The sequence below is a fragment of the Candidatus Thiodiazotropha sp. AKAK3 genome, from assembly GCF_058244645.1.
In genome coordinates, this window is record NZ_JBSYOQ010000067.1 from 35,271 (window position 1) to 58,520 (window position 23,250).

23 protein-coding genes and 1 other RNA gene are annotated in these 23,250 nt (G+C 51.8%); 4 read left to right on the forward strand and 20 right to left on the reverse strand.

The features are described 5' to 3' along the window. The first annotated feature begins 61 nt into the window (after positions 1-61). Positions 62-487, forward strand: coding sequence for a DciA family protein (locus AC4IE7_RS17380; protein ID WP_490778129.1), 426 nt, complete (start codon positions 62-64; stop codon positions 485-487). Between the two features lie 68 nt (positions 488-555). On the opposite strand, the gene lpxC is transcribed toward AC4IE7_RS17380, so the two are convergent. The 20 genes from lpxC to AC4IE7_RS17480 form a co-directional block, all read right to left on the reverse strand. Beyond that, a complete protein-coding gene (gene lpxC / locus AC4IE7_RS17385) occupies positions 556-1,473 on the reverse strand; it encodes a UDP-3-O-acyl-N-acetylglucosamine deacetylase (protein WP_490778130.1) in 918 nt (305 codons plus the stop codon). A gap of 156 nt (positions 1,474-1,629) precedes the next feature. Continuing rightward, the gene (gene ftsZ / locus AC4IE7_RS17390) at positions 1,630-2,814 is read right to left on the reverse strand and encodes a cell division protein FtsZ (RefSeq protein ID WP_490778131.1); all 1,185 of its coding nucleotides are present in this window, start codon (positions 2,812-2,814) and stop codon (positions 1,630-1,632) included. A 47-nt stretch (positions 2,815-2,861) separates the two neighbouring features. Continuing rightward, positions 2,862-4,097 (reverse strand): cell division protein FtsA, encoded by a 1,236-nt coding sequence (gene ftsA / locus AC4IE7_RS17395; protein ID WP_490778132.1) that lies wholly within the window; start codon positions 4,095-4,097, stop codon positions 2,862-2,864. Between the two features lie 5 nt (positions 4,098-4,102). Continuing rightward, positions 4,103-4,951: a cell division protein FtsQ/DivIB gene (locus tag AC4IE7_RS17400; protein ID WP_490778133.1), complete on the reverse strand. Its 849-nt coding sequence runs from the start codon at positions 4,949-4,951 to the stop codon at positions 4,103-4,105. A gap of 2 nt (positions 4,952-4,953) precedes the next feature. Next, on the reverse strand, positions 4,954-5,880 hold the full coding sequence (locus AC4IE7_RS17405; protein WP_490778134.1) for a D-alanine--D-alanine ligase: 927 nt from the start codon (positions 5,878-5,880) through the stop codon (positions 4,954-4,956). Beyond that, positions 5,881-6,777 carry a UDP-N-acetylmuramate dehydrogenase gene (murB, locus tag AC4IE7_RS17410; RefSeq protein ID WP_490778156.1) on the reverse strand — a complete coding sequence of 299 codons (897 nt, stop codon included), beginning with the start codon at positions 6,775-6,777 and terminating at the stop codon, positions 5,881-5,883. It lies immediately after the preceding gene. Further along, the gene (locus AC4IE7_RS17415; RefSeq protein WP_490778135.1) at positions 6,777-6,962 is read right to left on the reverse strand and encodes a hypothetical protein; all 186 of its coding nucleotides are present in this window, start codon (positions 6,960-6,962) and stop codon (positions 6,777-6,779) included. Before AC4IE7_RS17415 ends, murB begins: the two co-directional genes overlap by 1 nt. Further along, a complete protein-coding gene (murC, locus tag AC4IE7_RS17420) occupies positions 6,962-8,398 on the reverse strand; it encodes a UDP-N-acetylmuramate--L-alanine ligase (protein WP_490778136.1) in 1,437 nt (478 codons plus the stop codon). Before murC ends, AC4IE7_RS17415 begins: the two co-directional genes overlap by 1 nt. Then, positions 8,395-9,474, reverse strand: coding sequence for an undecaprenyldiphospho-muramoylpentapeptide beta-N-acetylglucosaminyltransferase (murG, locus tag AC4IE7_RS17425; RefSeq protein ID WP_490778137.1), 1,080 nt, complete (start codon positions 9,472-9,474; stop codon positions 8,395-8,397). The genes murC and murG overlap by 4 nt, the downstream gene beginning before the upstream one ends. After that, complete coding sequence (ftsW, locus tag AC4IE7_RS17430; protein WP_490778138.1) at positions 9,459-10,652, reverse strand: putative lipid II flippase FtsW; 1,194 nt, start codon at positions 10,650-10,652, stop codon at positions 9,459-9,461. The genes murG and ftsW overlap by 16 nt, the downstream gene beginning before the upstream one ends. Continuing rightward, on the reverse strand, positions 10,649-12,004 hold the full coding sequence (gene murD / locus AC4IE7_RS17435) for a UDP-N-acetylmuramoyl-L-alanine--D-glutamate ligase (protein WP_490778139.1): 1,356 nt from the start codon (positions 12,002-12,004) through the stop codon (positions 10,649-10,651). Before murD ends, ftsW begins: the two co-directional genes overlap by 4 nt. Then, the gene (gene mraY / locus AC4IE7_RS17440; RefSeq protein WP_490778140.1) at positions 12,004-13,086 is read right to left on the reverse strand and encodes a phospho-N-acetylmuramoyl-pentapeptide-transferase; all 1,083 of its coding nucleotides are present in this window, start codon (positions 13,084-13,086) and stop codon (positions 12,004-12,006) included. Before mraY ends, murD begins: the two co-directional genes overlap by 1 nt. Positions 13,087-13,088: 2 nt before the next feature. Then, on the reverse strand, positions 13,089-14,456 hold the full coding sequence (locus AC4IE7_RS17445) for a UDP-N-acetylmuramoyl-tripeptide--D-alanyl-D-alanine ligase (protein WP_490778141.1): 1,368 nt from the start codon (positions 14,454-14,456) through the stop codon (positions 13,089-13,091). Next, positions 14,449-15,993, reverse strand: a complete 1,545-nt coding sequence (locus tag AC4IE7_RS17450; protein WP_490778142.1) for a UDP-N-acetylmuramoyl-L-alanyl-D-glutamate--2,6-diaminopimelate ligase — start codon at positions 15,991-15,993, stop codon at positions 14,449-14,451. Before AC4IE7_RS17450 ends, AC4IE7_RS17445 begins: the two co-directional genes overlap by 8 nt. Next, positions 15,990-17,729, reverse strand: a complete 1,740-nt coding sequence (locus AC4IE7_RS17455; protein WP_490778143.1) for a peptidoglycan D,D-transpeptidase FtsI family protein — start codon at positions 17,727-17,729, stop codon at positions 15,990-15,992. Before AC4IE7_RS17455 ends, AC4IE7_RS17450 begins: the two co-directional genes overlap by 4 nt. 2 nt (positions 17,730-17,731) lie before the next feature. Then, positions 17,732-18,004, reverse strand: coding sequence for a cell division protein FtsL (gene ftsL, locus AC4IE7_RS17460; RefSeq protein ID WP_490778144.1), 273 nt, complete (start codon positions 18,002-18,004; stop codon positions 17,732-17,734). Then, a complete protein-coding gene (gene rsmH, locus AC4IE7_RS17465) occupies positions 18,001-18,930 on the reverse strand; it encodes a 16S rRNA (cytosine(1402)-N(4))-methyltransferase RsmH (protein ID WP_490778145.1) in 930 nt (309 codons plus the stop codon). Before rsmH ends, ftsL begins: the two co-directional genes overlap by 4 nt. Further along, positions 18,930-19,385: a division/cell wall cluster transcriptional repressor MraZ gene (gene mraZ / locus AC4IE7_RS17470; RefSeq protein WP_490778146.1), complete on the reverse strand. Its 456-nt coding sequence runs from the start codon at positions 19,383-19,385 to the stop codon at positions 18,930-18,932. Before mraZ ends, rsmH begins: the two co-directional genes overlap by 1 nt. 253 nt (positions 19,386-19,638) lie before the next feature. After that, an RNA gene (gene rnpB, locus AC4IE7_RS17475) (RNase P RNA component class A) lies at positions 19,639-20,012 on the reverse strand. Between the two features lie 698 nt (positions 20,013-20,710). Beyond that, entirely contained in the window at positions 20,711-21,295 is a 585-nt protein-coding gene (locus tag AC4IE7_RS17480; protein ID WP_490778147.1) for a TetR/AcrR family transcriptional regulator, read from the reverse strand. Positions 21,296-21,467: 172 nt separating this feature from the next. Between AC4IE7_RS17480 and AC4IE7_RS17485 the strand changes: the two genes are divergently transcribed. From AC4IE7_RS17485 to AC4IE7_RS17495, 3 genes are all read left to right on the forward strand, one after another. Next, positions 21,468-21,884, forward strand: coding sequence for a hypothetical protein (locus tag AC4IE7_RS17485; protein ID WP_490778148.1), 417 nt, complete (start codon positions 21,468-21,470; stop codon positions 21,882-21,884). 46 nt (positions 21,885-21,930) lie between these two features. Continuing rightward, positions 21,931-22,503, forward strand: a complete 573-nt coding sequence (locus AC4IE7_RS17490) for a carboxymuconolactone decarboxylase family protein (protein WP_490778149.1) — start codon at positions 21,931-21,933, stop codon at positions 22,501-22,503. 271 nt (positions 22,504-22,774) lie between these two features. Beyond that, positions 22,775-23,245: a hypothetical protein gene (locus AC4IE7_RS17495; RefSeq protein ID WP_490778150.1), complete on the forward strand. Its 471-nt coding sequence runs from the start codon at positions 22,775-22,777 to the stop codon at positions 23,243-23,245. Positions 23,246-23,250: the final 5 nt, after the last annotated feature.

Sequence of the window (23,250 nt, forward strand, 5' to 3'; positions counted from 1 at the left end):
CTTTACCACTTTCCAAAGAAAATGTGATGTTTTTTCTTTAAATCTGCTCTAAGCTCGCGCTATGAAATCGCTGAGAAACATCGTTGATCGCAGCTCGACCCCTGCGAAGTTAGGTCGGAAACTGGCTGATTACGACGCACTCTGCAAGCGAGTCAGGTCGAACCTGCCTGCACCTTTGGATCAACAGTTAAAGGCTACCGTGCTACAGGCAGGCACCCTCAGTCTATTCGTATCTTCCCCTGTCTGGGCGAGCCGGTTACGCTATGCCACACCACAACTGATTGCTCAGCTGAAGAGAGAGGGCTTGACGATTGAAAGGGTACGCACACGCATACTACCCAACCAATCTGCCGCTCCGTCGAGGCCAAAACAGAGGATGCGCTGCTTGAGTAGTGAAAACAGTGAAATGCTGCGCCATACAGCGGCTTCGATCAGTGACCCCAAATTGAGCGAGGCTCTGCTGAAGCTGAGCAGACATGGGGAGTAGCGTGACGGGAGGCTGATGCTATCAAGCCACCCAGGTTAAACACCGGGGAGGCTTGATAGCCTGGTTATTTAAGTCGCGGTCAAATGTGCAGGCTGCATGTAAGAGATCGGTGCATTTTCAGGCTCATCAAAGGTGATCTCCTCCCAGGCATCTTCCTGCAGAATCAACTCACGCAGCAGGCGGTTGTTCAAGGCATGTCCGGATTTGTGCCCGCTAAAGGCACCAACCAGGCTGTGTCCCAGCAGATAGAGGTCACCAATTGCATCCAGGATCTTATGCTTTACGAATTCATCTTCGTAACGCAGACCATCTGTGTTCATTACCCGGTAGTCATCAACCACTACCGCATTGTCCAGGCTGCCGCCCAAGGCCAACTCCTTCTGCCGCAACATCTCGATATCACGTAAAAAGCCGAAGGTTCTCGCCCGACTGACCTCTCTGACAAAAGAGGTAGATGAGAAATCAATCGTGGCAAATTGAGAACGTTCCTTGAATGCAGGATGGTCAAAGTCGATGGAAAAAGAGACTTTGAAGCCATCAAAAGGTTCGAAACAGGCGCGCTTGTCGCCTTCCTGCACTTCCACTTTACGTTTAATACGGATGAACCGCTTGGCCTTGTTTTGCTCTTCGACGCCCGCAGACTGCAGCAGAAAAACAAAAGGTCCGGCACTTCCGTCCATGATCGGCACTTCTGCAGCGCTGACATCCACATAGGCATTATCGATACCCAGTCCAGCCAAGGCTGAGAGCAGATGTTCTACAGTGGAGACTCTCACCCCATTCTGAACCAGGGTACTGGAGAGACGCGTATCTCCGACATTTTCAGCACATGCACGAATCTCAACCGGCGGATCGAGATCTACCCTCCTGAAAATAATCCCTGTATCAGGAGCAGCAGGTCGCAGGGTAAGGTATACCTTCTCCCCGGTATGCAGCCCTACACCTGTAGCGCGTATCACATTCTTCAACGTACGTTGCCAAATCATCGACTCGCAGCTCCCATTAACGAAACCGGGTATTTGCCCCAGAAAAAAGCGCGAATGCTACCACAGGTGGGAGAACTGTAAAAACAGTTATATTCCCAACCTATTGAAACACGCGACCAAAACCTGTCATCTCACTGTAACCAGGAAGATTCTACACTAATCTGCCTGGCGACGTAAAAAGGCAGGAATATCCAGGTAGTCCAGGTTGCCATCTGCAGTTGCCACCGCAGCACTGCGGCCGCTGTTGCCATTTCGCAACACTGTGGGTCGATCAAGCTCCCGATAGTCATCCGGAACCTGCTGTGGATCTTCGCTATCGATTAGTTTGACTGGTGCCAGATCCTCTACCTTTGCAGGTTTTGGTAACTCCGTTGTGGCTCGTTCACCCATGCCCAGCCCGGTTGCCACAACGGTCACGCGCATATCATTCTGCATATCCGGATCGATTACCGTTCCGACCACCACAGTGGCATCGTCATCTGCAAATTCACGTACAGTTGTGCCGACTTCATCAAATTCGCCAATTGCCAGATTGAGTCCTGCAGTGATGTTGACCAGTATGCCTTTCGCACCGGCCAGATTGACATCTTCCAGCAGCGGACTTCGGATGGCTCGTTCTGCGGCTTCCCGTGCCCGATTGTCACCATTGGCTTCACCGGAGCCCATCATGGCAGCCCCCATTTCGGACATAACCGTTTTCACGTCGGCAAAATCCACATTGATCAGGCCAGGGCGGGTAATCAGCTCCGCGATACCCTGAACAGCGTGCAGGAGCACATCGTTGGCAGATTTGAAGGCATTCAGCAGACTCATCTCCTTGCCCAGAACCGCTAGAAGCTTCTCGTTGGGAATGGTGATCAGAGAGTCGACATGTTTTCCCAGGTCTTCCATACCCTGTTCTGCAATCCTCATCCGTTTGCCCCCTTCAAAGCCGAAGGGCTTGGTCACCACGGCCACTGTCAGGATGCCCAGATCCTTTGCCACCTGAGCTACCACAGGTGCAGCACCAGTACCTGTTCCACCCCCCATGCCGGCAGTGATAAAGACCATATCGGCACCATCAAGTGCCTCCTCGATCCGGTCTCTATCCTCCAGAGCAGCCTGTCGTCCAATCTCCGGGTTAGCTCCGGCACCCAATCCCTTGGTGATATCTGAACCCAACTGCAGCAAGGTACGTACTTCACTATTGCGAAGTGCCTGGGCATCTGTGTTAGCACAGATGAAATCGACACCCTCAATCTCTCCCGTCAGCATATGGTTTATAGCGTTTCCGCCACCGCCGCCAACACCAATTACTTTAATCACAGCATTTTGACTGTGTGTATCCATCAATTCGAACATGGTCTACCTCCGCGTCTGTCGCGCCTAACAGATGTCAATAAAAAATCTTAAAAATTGCCTTGAAACCAATGTTTCATTCTTTCCCAAATTGCTTTCAGGCTTCCCTCATTTGCCAACTCCCGTCCCCCTTGGGCCCGGTTTCGTTGACCGAACAATAACAATCCCACACCAGTCGAATAGATAGGATTCCGCACTACATCAGCCAATCCACTGACATATTGCGGCACACCCAATCGCACCGGCATGTGAAAGACCTCTTCCGCAAGATCAATCACCCCCTCCATTTTTGAACTGCCGCCAGTCAGCACTACACCGCCAGCAATAACATCTTCAAAGCCACTACGTCGCAGTTCGGCCTGGATCAGGGTCATCAATTCTTCGTATCTTGGTTCAACCACCTCCGCCAGAGTCTGACGGGATAACCTGCGCGGTGGTCTCTCTCCAATACTGGGCACCTCGATGGTCTCATCGCTGGTTGCCAGCTGGGTTAATGCGCAGGCGTATTTAATCTTGATATCTTCTGCATGCTGTGTCGGTGTACGCAGGGCCACAGCAATGTCATTTGTCACTTGGTCTCCCGCGATGGGGATCACTGCGGTGTGACGTATGGAGCCGCCAGTGAAAACAGCAATATCGGTTGTTCCACCACCAATATCGACCAGGCAGACACCCAGCTCTTTCTCATCATCACTCAGTACCGAGTAGCTGGAGGCCAGCTGCTCTAAAATCAGATCATCAACTTCAAGTCCACATCGCCGTACACATTTAACAATATTCTGTGCCGCACTCACTGCACCGGTAACCATATGAACCCTGGCCTCCAGGCGTACCCCGGACATACCGACAGGATCCCGGATACCCTCTTGCTCATCGATGATGAACTCCTGGGGAAGGATGTGCAGAATCTTTTGGTCCGCCGGGATCGCAACTGCGCGAGCTGCGTCAATCACCCGCTCCACATCGCTCTGACTCACCTCTTTGTCTTTGATGGCGACAATCCCGTGAGAATTGAGACTGCGGATATGGCTACCGGCAATGCCTGCATAGACCGAGTGAATCTCACAACCCGCCATCAACTCTGCCTCTTCTACGGCACGCTGAATTGATTGCACTGTGGATTCGATATTCACCACCACACCTTTTTTCAAGCCACGGGAGGGGTGGGAGCCGATTCCAATGATTTCGATTCCATTGTCCGCTTTAATCTCGCCAACAATTGCCACCACCTTTGAGGTGCCGATGTCGAGCCCGATAATCAGGTTTTTCTCACTTCGTTTTGTCATTACATCTACCCGTGACTTTCGCCCGTTGTCCTCAATTTGTAATGGGAATCTGTACTGCTCGATATCGCACCATTCCCAATAGATCCCATGCTATGCGCGGTCTGCTCTTCATCTGGCACCCAATGCACAGAAAAGCCGTTCGTATACCTCAAATCGACTTCACCTGGCTGACGACCCCGCTGGGCTATAAGATCCGGATAGAGACGCACAAAACGCGTCAGTCTCGGTATTACATCCCGCCGCCCCAATTGCAGAGTTACTTCATTGTCTGTTTTGATACGCCATGCCTGTCGTGCATCCACCCAGACATGGGTCAATTTCAATCCGATGGTTTCAAGCAGGGTGTGCATGCGTTGAAACTCCCGGGTTATGGTTTTGGCATGCTGGGCTTCACCCACCAGCTTCACCAAACCTTTCAATTCAGGCAGTAGTTCTGGTGTGAAGACCACCCCCAACTGGCTGACCATCGCCTCTTTTCCCCAATAGGCCAGTGGCGTATGCTCGGTGACCTGAACTCTCAGGGTATCGGGCCAGACCCGACGTACACTGGCACGTTTGACCCAAGGCATACGTTCGATATGTTCCTGCATGCGTTTTAAATCGACACTGAAAAAACTGCCATTCACTGCCTGCGCCACGACCTGCTCCAAACGCTCTCTTTTGATAAAGCGCATCTCTCCGTCTACACCCACTGTCCGCACAGGCATCACGCCAGGATCATTGAGTTGTTTGCCTCCCCACACAAGTAGCGAGAACACGATCAAAGTCATCAATGCAGGTTTCAGCCAAACCATGCTCTTCTCAGTGAGAGTGACCGTTTTCTGCTCTTTTGCTCTACGGCGCTTTGTATTCATCTCTATCGCTTCGCCTCAAGCGTGGTTTCAAGAATATGCAGCACCAACTCATTGAATGAGTATCCAGCTACTTTTGCAGACATCGGCACCAGACTATGGTCGGTCATACCGGGTATGGTGTTGACTTCAATCAGCCAGGGTTGCTGATCTTGATCAAGCATCAGATCCACCCTGCCCCAACCGCTGGCATCCACAGCATCAAAGGCCTGCCTGCAAAGTGCCTGAAGCTTTTTCTCCTCTGCTTCAGGCAGACCACAAGGACAGTGATAACTGGTGGTATCCGCAGCATATTTGGCTTGATAGTCATAAAACTGATGTGGCGTTTCCAAACGGATCAAAGGCAACATCTCATCTTTCAAAACCGCGGCAGTATATTCAGCACCTTCCACCCAGCGCTCAGCCAGCACCCGTGTGTCGTACTCCCGTGCTCTCTCCCAGGCCTGCTGAAGTTGATTCCTGTTTTCTACCTTGCTCATACCAATACTCGAGCCCTCTGCGCTGGGCTTTACCATCAACGGGTATCCCAGTGCATCGGCTCGTTCCAGGTCTTCACTCTGTTGCATCAGCACTGCATCCGGGGTTGGTAGGGCCATACCCTGCCATAGTGCTTTGGTGCGATGTTTCTCCATTGCAAGGGCTGACCCAAGCACCCCTGTTCCTGTATAGGGCAGTCCAAGGATCTCCAGAGCACCTTGCATCAAACCATCCTCTCCACCCCGTCCGTGAAGCATGATGAAGACCCGCTCATATCCCTCATTTTCGAGTCTCTTAAGAATGTCTTTGTCTACATCAATGCCGTGGGCATCCACTCCACTGGATTGCAAGGCTGACAAAACGGCATTACCACTTTTCAGGGAGATCTCCCGCTCAGCGGAACCACCTCCCATAAGCACTGCCACTTTGCCGAACTTTTCAATCATGCTGACCATCTATTCTGGCACCCCAATCCTGTGGACTTCAGTCACCAAATCAACACCAGCATGGACTGCGACTTCGCGCTGAACCAGTGCTATCAAGTTCTCAATATCGGCGGCTGTAGCCTGGCCGGTATTGATAATAAAGTTGGCGTGTTTCTCTGAAACCTGGGCACCCCCAAGTGTTCTCCCTTTCAGACCTGCTGTTTCGATCAGACGCGCTGCATGATCGCCAGGCGGATTACGAAAAACCGAACCGCAGCTGGGCAGGCTTGTTGGCTGAGTTGCAGAGCGTCGCTCCAGCAGGCCTTTGATCTTCTGCTGGGCAGCCTCTACATTCCCCTCTTGCAGAGAGAGTTCTGCGGCAAGAAACCATTCACCAGCTGGCCCCTTGACCTGGCGATAGCCAACCTCGAAGTCAGAGATTTGCCGTTGATGCACTTCACCGAAACGATCCACTGTCTCGACTTTAAACACACGCTGCCATGTCTCACCCCCAAAAGCGCCGGCATTCATCGCCAGCGCACCACCCAGGGTTCCGGGTATACCCGCTAGAAATTCGACACCACAGCGACCCGCTCGCGCTGCCATCCGGGCGATCTTCGCGCAGGAGACACCGGCCTCGCTATAGATCCGCTTATCATCCAACAGTTCGCACACCCCCAACGATCCCTGAGTGGCGATTACAGTGCCATTAAAGCCACCATCCCTGACCAGTAAATTGCTGCCCAATCCCAACCAGAAGAGCGGCTCATCACGATCCAGCTGACTCAGAAAAGAGATCAGGTCTTCTCTATCCGCTGGCCGGTAGAAGCGTTTTGCGGGACCACCAACACGCCAAGTGGTATGCCGCGAAAGGGGTTCATCCTTTCGCAGTTCACCACGCAGCTGTTGTGGCTCCATAATTGGCATCATCCCCAGAACCTCATGGGCTTTTGATCCACTCTGTTCAGTTTCTGCTTCTGGCTGCCGTTTCGTTGCTCTTGCAGACTTTCCTGGCTGCCGGTTTTGTTCATAATCAGCAGATCAAGCAGGTTGCACTGCAAAGACTCACCGCACCCATGGTGCAATCGTTTCATGTCAAAGATCTGTGCCATCAGTTGGCCTCCTCACAAAGTTGCGTGGGCAATTCGGCTGCTACTGCACCGATACTGCCTGCCCCTATGGTCAGAACGATATCCCCATCCTTGATTAATCCCTGCAACAGTTCCGGCAACTCTGTAACCGGTTCCATAAAGATTGGATCAACCTGGCCTCGCACTCTCACTGCACGACTCAAGTCACGCCCGGTTGCACCTTGAATGGGCTCTTCACCCGCCGCATATACCTCGGTCAAAACCAGAAGATCAGCTTTCGAAAGAACCTGCACAAAATCCTCGAACTGCTCCTGAGTTCTGGTGTAACGATGGGGTTGAAAAACTAACACCAGACGCCTCTCAGGCCAGCCTTCACGCACCGCTTCCAGGGTTGCCTGAATCTCTCTGGGATGGTGCGCGTAATCGTCCACAAGCATTACATTCTTGCCATTCACCCGGCAGTCGCCACGTGTCTGAAAACGACGGCCAATACCTGCGAATTTATCCAGGGCAACCTGAATATCCTCTCCCTCAATGTTGAGTTCCAGCGCCACACTGGCTGCTGCCAGGGCATTCAAAACATTATGTCGACCGGGAAGATTGAGGGTCATCTCTAAAGGCTTTTCTAAACCATTTGCGTGCAGGTTAAAGTGGGTTTTCAGACCTTCACTGCGAACATCGCTTGCCATTACATCAGCATCATCACTGAAGCCGTAGGTGGTGATTGGACGGGTCACCTCGGGCAACAACTCTCTGACCACAGGATCATCAACACACATCACCGCCTGGCCATAGAATGGCAGGTGGTGAAGAAACTCCAGGAAAGTACCCCGCAGGCGGTTGAAATCGCCACCATAGGTCGACATATGGTCGGCATCGATATTTGTCACCACCGCCAGCATCGGTTGCAGATAGAGAAAAGAGGCATCACTCTCATCAGCTTCTGCCACCAGGTATTCACCCTCACCCAGCCGGGCATTGGCTCCGGCACTGTTGAGTCGCCCACCGATAACAAAGGTTGGATCGAGACCGGCTTGTGCCAATACACTGGTCACCAGACTGGTGGTGGTTGTCTTTCCATGAGTACCCGCTACAGCGATACCAAATTGAAAGCGCATGATCTCTGCAAGCATCTCAGCTCTTGGAACCACAGGAATTCGACCTTTCCTGGCCTCCACCACCTCGGGGTTATCCTCTTTCACTGCGCTGGAAGTCACGACAGCATCAACGCCTTGAATATTCGCTGCCTGATGCCCCAGATAGACATGAGCCCCGAGGGATGAGAGCCGACGGGTTACACCACTCTCTTTCTGATCTGAACCTGATACCTGATACCCCAGGTTGATCATCACCTCAGCAATACCGCTCATTCCTGCGCCACCGATACCCACAAAGTGGATATGGCGCATGCGCCCCATGCTGTTCGGGTTGTGGCGACGTCGCAGCTGTTCACTCATGACTCAATGGTCTCCAGGCAAAAACGTCCCAGATTGGCAGCAGCATCCGGACGGGATTGTTGTCGCGCAGCCTGAGCCATCTGCAGCAGTGTGTTTCGGTCAGCGCCCAGATCAGCAATCTGTGCAGCAAGATCACGTGGATTCAGACTCGGTTGCGGCAGCAGTTGCGCCGCCCCAGCCTGAACCAGAAACTGTGCATTGTGGGTCTGGTGGTCATCCACTGCATGAGGGTAAGGCACAAGAATCGCCCCCAATCCGGCTGTCGCCAACTCGGTAACCGTCAGCGCCCCTGCTCGACATAGCACCAGATCAGCCCAGGCGTAAGCCTCGGCCATATCCTTTTCGAAGGCCTTGATCTCCGCTTCGACACCTTGGCTTCGATAGCATTCGATCGTCTCCTGTAACAGCTTCTCACCAGTCTGATGACGAACCACTGGACGACTCTCTTGCGGCATCAGCGCCAAAGCCTTGGGGAGTGTTTGATTCAGTGCGCGGGCACCCAGAGAACCGCCCAGCACAAACAGTCTGATCGGGCCACTTCGCCCTTTGAAACGAACTTCTGGCGGCTCAAGATCAACAATCTCCTGACGTACGGGATTCCCCACAGTCTCAGCCTGGGCCTCAGCGCCAAAGCTGCCAGGAAAGGCCTCGAAAACCTTGTTGGCAAAGCGGGCCAGAATACGATTCGTCAATCCCGGAATAGCATTCTGTTCCTGAATCACCAAAGGAATCTTCATCACCCGCGCTGCAACACCCCCTGGACCGGTGACAAATCCCCCCATCCCCAACACCAGCTGCGGCTCAACCTGTCGCAACAGGCGATAAGCCTGGATGAACGACCGACCAACCACCCATGGCGCCATGAGCCGACGTTTGAAGCCACTACCACGAATACCTTTCACTTCCAGAGTCTGGAGGGGATAGCCATATTCAGGAATCAGCCTGTTCTCCATGCCGCCACTGCTTCCCAGCCAGGTAATCCTGCAACCGTGATCCTGCAACCATTTAGCAACAGCCAATGCCGGAAAAAGATGCCCTCCGGTACCACCTGCCATGACCATCACATGAGGCTCCATGATCGCCTCCCATTGGTGTTGCGTCCCACTGTGCGTCGGGACTCATAATCGATGCGTAACAATAGAGCGATCATCAAGCAGACAACAATAATGCTGTTACCGCCATAACTCATGAACGGGAGCGTCAAGCCCTTGGTTGGCAACATGCCGACATTCACGCCGATATTGATGAATGCCTGCATACCCAGCCACAAACCCAGGCCATAGGCTGTATAGGTTGAAAATCTTTGACCTGCAGCTTCCGCTCTGACACCAATCTGAAAGGCTCTCCAGGTAATGAAAGCGAACAGAGCAATAATCCCCAATGTGCCGAGCAGGCCGAACTCCTCACCCACCACTGCCATGATAAAGTCGGTATGAGCCTCTGGCAGGTAGAACTGTTTCTGGATACCGTTGCCAAGACCCACGCCGGACAACTCCCCTCGACCAAAAGCAATCAACGCCTGGGAGAGTTGAAAGTCGGTATTGAAAGGATCATCCCAGGGATTCAGGAAGGTGGTCATTCGCTGCCAGCGATAGGGTGAAAAAAAGATCAGTGCAAACCCGGATGCCAATGAGAACAGGATCAGAGTAACAAACTGATAGAGCACCACTCCGCCCAGAAAAAGCATACCCAGCGCTGTTGCGAACAGCACCACTGTGGTACCGAAATCAGGCTGCAGAAGAATCATCGCGCTGGTTACAATCAACAGCAGCATAGGCTTGGCAAAACCCCAGAAGGAACGAGCCACCTCATCCTGCCGACGCACAAGATAACCTGCGATATAGAGCACCATAAAGAGCTTCATAAATTCGGAGCTTTGTAGATTGAAGACACCCAAAGGCACCCACCGGGTGGCGCCATTGACTGTCTTACCCACCCCGGGGATAAGCACAATGATGAGTAGAATAATTCCGAGAAAAACCAACATCGGACCCGCTTTTCGCCACTGCTCCATGGGAACCCCAAAAAACAGTCCCGCACCGATCAGACCAAGCAGCATCGCAAACAGGTGACGGTAGACATAAAAGAACGGGGAGCCAGCCAGACGCTCTCCCACCGTCATCGAAGACGAGGCTACCATCACCAAACCAAATCCCAACAATAGTGCAGAGGCACCAAGCAGCCACCAGTCGAGGCTTGGTTCCGGGGATCTGCTGGCACGGGCATCCTGGGCCTGGGGACGCTTATCTGTCATTGGACAAACGCCTCCACCGCTTCTATGAATGCCTCACCCCGAGCTTCAAAACCGGTGAACATATCGAAACTGGCACAAGCCGGAGAGAGCAGCACCCGGTCACCAGGCAGAGCCAGTTTAGAGGCCTCAGCCACAGCCTCCGACATACTGCCTGCATTCACCAACTCAACCTGCCCTTGCAACACAGCCGCAAGCTCAGGCGCATCCCGGCCAATCAGCACTACACCCCTCGCAGTCTGCTTCACAACCGGAATCAGATCTGCAAACTCGGCGCCTTTGCAGTCACCGCCGGCAATCAACACAGTGCGACTATCTCCCTGCTCAGGATGAAGCCCGAGCAGAGCTGAGATGGTCGCACCTACATTCGTGCCTTTAGAGTCGTTGAACCAACGAAGTCCCTGTTTATCTGCAACCCACTGGGTCCGATGGGGTAAGCCTTTAAAAATACGCAGTGCTGCCAGCATATCGTTTTGTGGAAATCCTGCAGCACTGCCCAGGGCCAAAGCCGCGAGGGCATTGGCAGTGTTATGACGACCAGGAATCCGTAACTCACTGACAGGCATCAACGGACTATGTCCTTCACACAACCAGTTCACACCATCCAACTCATGCAGACCAAAGTCACTACCAGTCGGTGTGTTCAGCGTAAAACCGAGCAGCAAACTGTACTCTTCGGCCATGGCCATAACTCTTGGATCATCTCGATTGACGACCCGTATCTCGGCCTGTTGGTAGATCTTTGCTTTGGTTTCAGCGTAGTCATCCAGATCCCGATAGCGATCCATATGATCAGCTGAAACATTCAACACAACCGCAGCTCTGGGTTTCAGTGAAAAGGTACTCTCCAGTTGAAAACTTGAGAGTTCAAGAATGTAGAGCGCCACATCATCATCCAGTAGATCTAGCGCTGGCTCTCCCAGATTACCGCCCACGGCAACTTTGATACCGGCAGTGCGGGCCATTTCACCTAGCAGGGAGGTGACTGTACTCTTACCATTTGAACCCGTGATCGCCACAACTGGTGCCTTCACAGCCCGGGCAAATAACTCCACATCACCGATCACTTCCACACCACGCTGCTTGGCAGCCTGAATAAGTGGATGATCCAGTGCCAGCCCCGGACTCACTACCAGACGACTTGCAGCCTCAAAAACTTCTGCCTGGAAGCCGCCAAGAAACAGGGCCATGTCGGGTAGCTCCTGACGCAATGCCTCCAAACCGGGAGGCGACTCACGACTATCTGTCATCGCCAGTGAGACCCCATGCGCAGCAAGATAGCGGGCACAGGAGAGCCCGGTCTTGCCCAGACCGACAATCAAAGTCTTTCCCTGCACTGTCGTTTGCTCTGACATCAACGTATCTTCAGACTCGCTAATCCGACCAACACCAGAATCACAGTGATGATCCAGAAACGAACAATGACCCGAGGTTCGGGCCAACCCTTAAGTTCAAAATGGTGATGCAGTGGCGCCATACGAAAAATCCGCTTACCGGTTAATCGAAAAGAGGCCACCTGTAACATCACAGAAACTGTCTCAATAACGAATACTCCACCCATGATGAACAGCACGATCTCTTGCCGTACTGCAACGGCCACCACACCCAATGCCGCACCCAGCGCCAATGCACCCACATCACCCATAAACACCTGAGCGGGATAGGTGTTGAACCAGAGAAAGCCCAAGCCTGCCCCGACCAACGCAGCACAAAACACCATCAGTTCACCAACACCCGGCAGGTGAGGAATCTTCAGATAGGTGGCAAAATCTGCATGGCCGGTGACATAAGCGATCACCCCTAGCGCACCACCCACCATCACAGTTGGAAGAATCGCCAGACCATCAAGTCCATCAGTCAGATTGACTGCATTTGATGAACCGACAATGACCAGATAACTGAAGAGAATGAACAACGGCCCCATGTCCAGGGAGACATCTTTCACATAGGGGATCAGCAGCGCTGTCTCTGTTGGTGAAGTCGCTGTGGTGAAGAAGACAATTGAAGCCCCCAGACCAGCCACCGACTGCCAGAAATATTTCCATCGGGCAGCCAACCCTTTCGGGTCGTTTAAAACCAATTTTTTATAGTCATCCACCAGACCGATCAGACCAAAGATCAGGGTCACTATCAGCACAATCCAGACATAACGGTTATCCAGGTCTGCCCAAAGCAGAGTCGCAATTGCGATCGCCACAAGGATCAGTGCGCCCCCCATGGTCGGTGTGCCTGCTTTGGAGAAATGGGTTTCGGGGCCATCATTCCTGACCGTCTGCCCAATCTGATGAAAACTCAATCTGCGAATCATTACCGGTCCCAGAGCCAGTGAGATCAGCAGTGCTGTCAGTACACCGAGAATGGTTCTCAGAGTGAGATACTGGAAGACACGAAAACCACCATCGAACTGAACCAGCCACTCGGTCAGATATAACAACACAATCAACCCCTCCCCATGTGCATTAAACGCTCTACCACCCGGTCCATACCCGCGCTACGCGATCCTTTGACCAGCACGGCATCACCACTACGGGTTTCAGCATCCAGTGCATCCACTAACTCACCCAAACTGGAGAAGGCAACACCCCCGTCACCGAAGCGCGCCACAGCGCTACGACTCAATTCACCAAGGGTGTAAAGGTGCTCCAGGCCAGCCTCTCTTGCCCGTTCACCAATCTCTGCATGAAGTACCACGGCATCGGCACCCAGTTCAGCCAGATCACCCAGTACCAGATAGCGCTCACCTGGTGCACTGCGAAGCACCTCAATCGCTGCGTCAACTGAGTCTGGATTGGCGTTGTAACTATCATCGATAAGGCGGTAGCCCGCTGAAGTGTCCAACAGACGCAAACGCCCTTCAACAGCTTGAACCGATGCGAGTCCCAGCTGAATATCCTCCACGCTACACCCCATCCCCAATGCCGCAGCAATTGCCGCAAGGGCATTCATCAGGTTGTGTCGACCAGCCAGTGAAATCTGCACCTCGAACTGCTGATCCAGATAGCGAACCTGCATATGATTCTGAAAGCCCTGATCTGTCCAGCGCATTTCAGCCTGGTTGAGATCGCTCTGAACATCGGCTTTGGATGAGGTGCCAAATGAGATTATCCGACGTTCACCGGTATAGCCTCGCCATAGCGCGAAAAATTCGTCATCAGCATTTAAAACTGCAACCCCTGATGGTTTCAGTCCACTGAGGATTTCACCTTTCGCCTGAGCTACGCCAGAAAGATCACCGAACCCCTCAAGGTGTGCTGCCCCGGCGTTATTGATTAATGCAACATCAGGATGGGCAATCTGACTCAGGTAACCGATCTCTCCCGGATGGTTTGCACCCATCTCGACAACGGCGCACTGTTCATCCTGAAGCCGAAGAAGCGTCAGTGGCAGACCAATGTCATTGTTCAGGTTGCCTTTGGTGGCAAGAACCGTTCCTCTGATATTTAAAATTGCAGCCAGAAACTCTTTAACTGTAGTTTTGCCATTGCTGCCGGTAATAGCCACTAAAGGCACTTCAAAGCGGTCACGCCAATATCCGGCCAGACGACCCAGACCAAGACGAGTATCTGCCACCTGCAGCTGAGCAATTTCAGAGTTCTGTGGAGTAGAGACCATTATCGCCACTGCACCTTTCTGAATCGCCGTTTCAACGAAACGGTGACCATCGAAATTCGGACCTGTCAGAGCCACGAAGAGATCACCCGGCTGGATGGTGCGGCTATCGGTACTGACCGATTGAAAGCTGACATCCTTACCCTGATGCACAGCATTCAACTCATTCGCCACTTCTGAGAGGGAGAGTCTATTCATTGATCCCCCCAGGCCAGGAATCGAGGGCTGCAACAACCGCCTCCCGATCATCGAAATGTAAAACCTGATCTCCTATGAGTTGATAATCCTCATGACCTTTACCAGCAACCAGAACCAGATCATCAGCACTCGCGGATAAGACAGAGGTACGAATGGCACTTCCCCTGTCAGGGATCACCTTCGCCAAATCAGGTTTTGTCATGCCCGCTAGAATTTGTTCAAGAATCTGTTCACTTGACTCACTGCGTGGATTGTCATCGGTGAGATAACAGAGATCTGCCAATCGCTCTGCCACCTCAGCCATCATTGGCCGCTTACCGTGATCACGATCCCCACCACAGCCGAATACCACGAACAAGCGACCAGGGCAGTGCAATCTGAGGGCTTGAAGCGCCTTCTCCAACGCATCCGGGGTATGGGCGTAGTCAACCACAACCGAAGGTTTGCCTGCACCACCGAAGAGTTCCATTCTACCCGGCACTGTCGAAAGCCTTGATAGCACATCAATCGCTTTGGATAAGGGCCAGTTTTTATGCTGCAACACACTCAAAACCGCTAACAGATTGGCCGCATTGAAACGTCCCAACAAAGCACTCACTAACAACCCTGCGCCTTCATCTGTCTCAATTGAAATAGACAAACCCCGTTGTGAAGGCTCAACCTGCTTTGCAACAACCCAACCCTGCAATCCGTCAGGAACTACGGTCTCTGATTCGACGGCATAGCCGAACACTGCCAACTTGTCGGATAGAGTTTCAGCCAGCTCCCTACCAAACGGATCATCCAGATTGATAACAGCAGCGCTCACTCCAGCCATTTCAAATAGCCGACGCTTTGCCTCGGCATAATTTTCCAAACTACCATGGTAGTCAAAATGATCACGACTGAGATTTGTAAAAATGGCACAATCAAAGGTCAGCGCCTCTACCCGATACTGATCCAGGGCATGGGATGAGACCTCCATGGCCACCGAGCTGGCACCCTGTTCAAGCAAGTCAGCCAATAATTTCTGAACAGTTATCGCATCCGGTGTTGTCATCCCGGTAGTGGTCAATTGCCCTGGCAGACCAGCGCCGAGGGTTCCCACGATACCGCAGCATTCAACCGTCCCCAGCGCTTGAGCCAAAAGCTGACATATACTGGTCTTGCCATTGGTACCGGTAATGCCATACAGGGTCATTTCATGACTGGGATCAGCATACAGACGCCCGGCAATCTGACTCAAACATTTTGACAATTCGGCCACAGCGATCATTGGCACTGAAGCTTCAGCCAATTCAGCAGCAAACTGAGCGGCATTATCACTACCCGACTCCCAGGCGATAGCAGCAGCACCTCCAGCAATCGCCTGCTCAGCGAAAACCAGACCATGCTGCTGAGTACCGGCACAGGCCAGAAACAGATCACCAACAACCAGCTTGCGGCTATCCAGGCAGAGTCCGTTGATATCCCGATCGAGATGCGGTGCAACATCTGCCATACCTGACAGCAATGTCGATAGACGATGTGTCTCTGGAATCTCTGTGGCCGTCATCATTCCTTCTCTCCAAGACGGGCCATCAACTTGTCATCATGCCAGGGCTTGTCAGGTGCAATATTCAGCAACCGCAAAGCACCACTCATCACTTTTGAAAATACGGGCCCGGCAACCTGACCACCGTAGTACTCTTCACCTTTAGGTTCATCAACAAAAACAGCCATTACCAGACGCGGGTGGCTGGCAGGTGCCACGCCGACAAACAGGGACAAATATTTATCCTCTGCATAACCACCGGCAACCGATTTTTTAGCTGTACCTGTTTTACCTGCAACCCGGTATCCAGGAACCGCAGCCATTGGGGCGGAGCCTTCGCGACTGACCACAGCCTCCAGCATGGTTACTACATTTCTTGCCGTGCTCTGGCGCAAAACACGTTCACCAGGAGGAGGAGACGCTTCCAATTTCAGAAGAGAAACCGGTAAGCGCTTGCCATCATTAGCCAATACCGCATAGGCCTGAGCCAGCTGCAGCGGGGTGACTGAAAGTCCATATCCAAAAGAGAGCGTTGCCTGCTCAAACGAGGACCAATCGGAAAAATGGGGCAGTCGTCCACTGGACTCTCCGGGAAACAGGCTCTCCGGGCTGGTACCAAAGCCTAATTTCGAATAGACACCCCACAAGGTCTCAGGAGACATTGAAAGTGCAATTTTACTGGCGCCGACATTACTCGATTTACGTAGCACTGTTGCCACGTCGATCATGCCGTAGTTGCGATGGTCACGTACAAGATAGCGACCGACCTTCATATAACCGGGAGAGACATCTATGGGTGTTGTCGGGTTGAAACCACCCTGCTCCATGGCCGCCGCCACAGCAAAGGGTTTAATGGTAGAACCGGGCTCAAAAACATCGGTCACTGAACGATTGCGCAACCGGCTTGAGCGGCGATCCTGCAAGTCGTTTGGATTGTAGGAGGGGCTGTTCACCATCGCCAGAATTTCGCCATTGCGGGCATCCAGAATCACCACCGAGCCGGAGCGGGCTCGATGTTTGGTCACAGCAGCTTTAAGTTCACGATAAGCCAGAAACTGCAGCCTGCGATCTATACTCAGAACCAGATCCTTGCCTGGAGCTGGACTCTGGATATTCTCGACCTGGTTAACCACACGGCCACTGCCATCCTTGATAACCCGCTTTGCACCAGCTGTACCACTGAGCCACTGATCATAGGCCAGCTCCATCCCCTCCTGCCCCTGATCGTCGATATTGGTAAAACCGACAATCTGCGACATCACTTCACTGCTGGGGTAGAAACGACGGTACTCGGAAAGCAGATCAATACCTTTCATCTGCAGCGCACTGACCTGTTCAGCCTGATCGGGATTAATACGACGTTTCAGATAGACAAAACTGCGATCACTCGAGAGCTGACGGCGCAGGCGATCAGGATCCAAATCGAGAATTGAAGCCAATGCACCAATGGTCTGACTGTCACTCTTCAGCACCCGCGGATTAGCCACCACACTTTTAACCGGTGTACTGATCGCGAGGGGTTCACCATTACGGTCGGTAATCATGCCTCGGCTGGCACTGACTTTCATAGTACGCAGATAACGGCGCTCACCCTGTTCCTGAAGAAAAGCAGTTTCAAACACCTGCCGATCCACTGATTGCCAAATCAGTGTGGCGTAGGCAAAAGCCAACATACCAAGCACAAAATATCGCCGTGCGCGATAGCTCGGTTGCCGGATAACCTCCGCTTGCTGTGCTTTTCTCTTTTTCCTGACAGCCATGTTCAGTGCTTAATGACTACGATTTCAGTAAAATCGGGTAGATGCATCTTCAATCTATCCCGCGCCTCTTGCTCAACCACGGAGTAGGTAGCCAAGGTGCTCTCTTCCAACTGCAACCTGCCCCACTCAACGCCAATGCGTTCCTCCTCCGCCTGTAACTCCTGCAACTCAACAAAATATTTGCGACTTAAATATTTGCTATAGACAACCGCTACCGCAGAGGTGATAACCGCCAGTATCAACATCGCAAACATGACCTTTCCAGTGCGGCTCATGAACATCTCTCCGCAACACGTAAAACTGCACTACGAGCCCTTGGATTAGCACCGGTCTCAGTCTCATCCGGGGTGATTGCCTTGCCCACCAAGCGCAACCTGGGCCGCAACTGGTCTTCAGTTACAGGCAATCCAGGCGGAAAATTGTCGCCCTTCGCCTGATCACGCATAAAGCGCTTCACAATACGATCTTCCAATGAATGAAAACTAATAACGGCTAACCTGCCCCCCAGGGCCAAAACATCAATCACACCATCCAATGTCTCTTTCAACGCATCCAGCTCGCCATTCACAAATATGCGAATCGCTTGAAAACTCCTGGTTGCCGGATGCTTGCCCTTCTCCCATGAAGGGTTTGCTCGACTCACCAGCTCTGCCAACTGTCCTGTGGTATCGATACGCTGCTCAGCCCTCGCTTCAACAATTGCCCGCGCAATCCGTTTTGCGTGCCGCTCTTCACCATAGGTCTTCAACACCTGGGCAATCTCTCTGGCTTCTGCCTGAGCCAACCACTCTGCCGCCGAAATGCCATGGGTTGGATCCATGCGCATATCCAGAGGGCCGTTCTGGCTAAAGCTAAAGCCCCGCTGCGCTTGGTCCAACTGAGGCGAGGAGACACCAAGATCCAACAAGATCCCATTCACCTGCCCCATCACACCCTGCTGTTCCGCGACCTGCGCAAGCATGGCAAAGTTCTCCTGTACCATTCGAAAGCGGCCATCTTCGCTAAACAACTGCTCACCATGAGCTACAGCCTGAGGATCCCTGTCGATAGCAATCAGCCGTCCCGCTGCGCCCAATCTTTCAAGGATCATGCGGCTGTGGCCACCCCGACCGAATGTGGCATCTATATAGATCCCCAGCGGATCAATCTTCAGCGCCTCAACAGAGGGCTGCAACAGTACAGAAAGATGTCTCTGTTCCATCAGATCGAAAGGGATTTAAACTCTGACGGTAAATCGAGATCTGTCAGATCCACCTTTTGCAGCCAGGTCTCCTGCTTAGACTTGTATGTCTCTTCATCCCATAACTCGAACTTATTGATCTGACCAACCAGGGCGACTTTTTTGTCGAGCCCGGCAAACCCGCGTAACTCCTGGGGCAACAAAATCCTGCCCTGACCATCCATGTCTATTTCAGTAGCGCTACCTATATAGAGACGTTGCAGATTCCGCGCCGCATCATCGAATGTGGGCATAGTCATCAGCTTCTTCTCTATTTCCAGCCAAGTGGGCTTGGGATAGATCAACAGGCAGTGATCCTTATCCGCGGTTATCACTAATTCGGAGGCGCAGACATCCACGAGCTGCTCGCGATACCGGGTCGGTATTGCAAGACGCCCTTTCGCATCCAAATTCAGTGATGAAATCCCTCGAAACAAATCAGTGCCCCTCTTTCGGCGATATTTTCCCTATTTCCCCACTTTATTCCACCTCTCCCCATATTAGGACTCACCTCAGCCTTCTGTCAAGGTAGATAATGTAAAAACTCGTTTTGGCTCAGTAGCTTACACACACCAAGCAAAGTGGTTTGAAGGGCGCAAATATCCACTGGAAATACAAAAGCATGACCAGTAAACCTAAAGTAGATTATGAAGATTAAAGGGGCCCAGAAAGGGCATTGTGGGGCAAAGTGGAGGGAGTCGGCCTGTAAGCCGGGTTCTGTCAAGGACAGTCATTCATCTGGGATGTGTGTCACCACACACCTCAAGCAACCTACCCAGGAACAGTGGGGGCGCACTTGGCACAGTTAAAAAACCGGCCTGTTCCTCTATTTGGTCTTGCTCCGGGTGGGGTTTACCCTGCCATCACTGTTGCCAGAGACGCGGTGCGCTCTTACCGCACCATTTCACCCTTACCAATGACAAAGCCACTGGCGGTATATTTTCTGTGGCACTTTCCGTAGGCTTTCGCCTCCCAGGCGTTACCTGGCACCCTGCCCGCCGGAGCCCGGACTTTCCTCTGCATATCCTGAATCATCAAGCTGCAGCGACTGTCTGGCCAACTCCCAGCGCCCACTTTAAAAGGTTATCAGCAGTGTGACAAGCCCCACAGTAAACAACTTTGAGCAATAGTCAAAGAGGATTATCCCACTCGAACAATTGATATTTTTCAATGCAGGAGATCAACTTATTCTATAACTTGCCGAAATAGTGGGCAGGGCCATTCATAATCACTAACCCGATAATGAACCCCAGGCTCCCATGGAGGGCATGATAAGAGTTATTGATTCAAGGAACATATAGAGTTGATTTCACCCTAGACTTTCTCAGGGTTCTGGCACATAGAAGTACCGGTATACCGATAGCAGTAATTAAGAGGTAACACCATGAAGACGCCATTTCGCGAATTCCTTTCAATCGATACACTGATTCTTGCCCTTGCAGGCATTTGGATGGTTTCTGTTCTGATCAATCTGGTCACCTGAGCAGGATCAATTATTGAGCACCCTATCGGACCTGGGAACAGCGTCTGGTAAGTAACAAAACTTTTTTATGGCACCCAAGAGCAGGGATGCAGCGGATCTCACTCCGCCTCACGAATTTGATAGATGAAAATATCAGCTTCGCAACGAGTGGATCTCAGCATAGTCTGAAGCGACACCCCCAACTTTTTTACGCCTAACCACTCTATTCAGCCTGTCACTGACATCAGCGGCTATGGTTATCTATCATCTCATTAATAGTGGTGTTGGCACCCTTCGACATCACCCTGACTCATCTGAGCCAGGGTGAATGGCGCTGAGTACAGCATCAGTAATTTCATTGGCCAGGTCTTGATCCTGAACCGCTCGTGCCAATGTCACACCACCAATCAATAATGCAATATCGGCCCAGGCTTCACTCGATCGATTCCGCTCAATCTCTATAGAAAGACCTGAAGAAAAAGCCTGCTTCACCTTGAGTAGCCCCTGCTGATATGCCTCACGAGTCGTCTCATCTGCACGGGCAACTTCAGGTGTCAGGCTCTGTAATGCACAACTGTTACCAAGTTCATCACAGCGCTTTTCACCAAGATAGAATCGTGCGAAGCGTTCTAGCCAGTCGTCACCATACTTTTCCTGGTACAACTCGACAGCCGATTGAAACTCACCAACACCCAGCACCACCGCTTCACGAAATGCATCAGCCTTCGAACCGAAGTGTTTATAGAATGCTCCCGAGGTGACTCCAGCCTCCTTCGCAAGACCATCTACGCCAGCACCATCGTACCCCTGACGTCGAAATTCACGGTGGGCAGCCTCTAACATCTTAGTTTTTGTGGCTTGTTTCTGTTCAGGATCGTGTCGCATCTGCACCTCGTATTCTCAATTCTACAACTATTATAGTTGACAAGATAACGATCGTAATCTAACTTATGGATAACGATCGTTATCTGCACAGACGGACTGGCCGTCTTTTTTTTGGCCCTTAAAGATAACGGTCGTTATCGATAGATTAAACACCCAAAACAGGAGAGTTCAAATGCCACTATCCCTGACCCTGACCGAAGGCGTACTAGCAGATGGCACTGAGACAATTGCTATACAGCGCATTACTGACGCAATGCTGAAATGGCACAGTCTGACCGGTAACAGCGTTATGACCCCAAATATCACTGCGATCCTTAATATCCAACCAAAGGGCACAACCTACTCTGGTGGAAATAAGTTTGATGGCGCCTGGGTGGAGTGGAAAGTACCTTCATTTGCCTTTATTGACCGCGAGGCACAGAAGGGCTTTTTCCAGGAAGCCACCGACATCATCCACGAGCTTTCCGGTGGAAAACAACCCAGAGATCACATCTATGTCAACGTGGTTCACACCGTCGATGGTGCCTGGAATCTTGATGGTAAGGCCATGACAAACGAGGAGCTTGGACAAGCCATTGCCCAGGGTTAACCAAGAATCCAGTCAATTCAGATTCGAAACTTGAGGAGAAACTTCCATGAATACAACAGCACTGATTGATCCAACCCCACCCAATGAAGAGCAAGAGTCTGTAAATGCTATTTTCAAAGCCATTGAAAACACCTTGGGCCTGATTCCGGACGGCCTGGCTCTATACGGTATAAGCCCGCCGCTGCTGAAGGCATTCGTTGATAGCTTCAGCTACTTTGTCCAGCATCAACAACTCAGTCCGGAGTTACTAGGACTGATCCGCTATCTGAATTCTAATTCAGTAGATTGTCCCTACTGCATCGATTTCAACGCTGGCTTTCTAATAAACCTGGGTATGACACCGGAGCAACTTCAGGCCACAGTTGAGAACATCAGCAATGCTCCCTTGAGCGATCAGGAGAAGGCACTGCTAAGCCTCACGATGAGGTCTCTTGAAGATCCAGAGGGCATCACTCAAGCAGACATCGAGGAAATTCGTAAACTGGGCTTTACCGACAGGGATATTTTCGACGCTATCGTTGCAGCAACGAGTAATCGCGCTTTTATAACTGTGCTCAAGACCTTTGACATCATCAAGCAGGGCGAGTCTTTTCCTAAAAAACAAGCCAATGCAGCTTGATCCAACTCGGTGTTAGTCAGTAGTGAGACTGTTACTCACAAACAACCCAAGCAGCTCAGGCGAAGTGTCTGATTCCACTTCGCCTGAGGTTAATCTTGAGAGTGTAATAGGGAAAGTACGATGATAGAAACCAGAATATTAATTTCACCACTCGGCATCAGTTTCCGCTACACTTCAGCCAACCCTGGTAAAATGGCATATTATGTACATCGCCATTTCACGAAATTGAAGGGGCGGTTATCACCACTAATTCTGCTGTAAAGCGAAAGCCATGTCTGACACTAATAGCGATAAAACCAGATCAGCATCCTCTATTCCGAAGAAGCCCCCGAAGAGACCAAAGCGTGATTACTCGGCTATGCCGCAGAAGCCGATCACACTCAAGCACCTGGAGAAAAAGCCAGTGCGTAATCAACAAAAAGCAGTCTCACAGCAACAGCAACCTAAAAGCAGACCTGCAACTAAGAAAAAAGCAGCCAATCCGTGGCACCTCGAAGGGATGTCAGCGGAAACCAAGGCCACTATAGCTGCCGCAGCGGAGAGTGAAGGTCTGACAATTGCCCAATACCTGGAGCAGCTGGTGTTGCAACATGAGAAAGAAGCAGCCCCCGTTCTGACTCCAGAGCCTGACAGAGAGACACTCAACAGAATCAGTGCACTTGAACAACGCTTGAACCAGATCGAAGAACAGCGGGGTTTTTGGGGCAGTTTTTGGGATAAGGTGATGAACTCTAAAGAGTAGTCTCT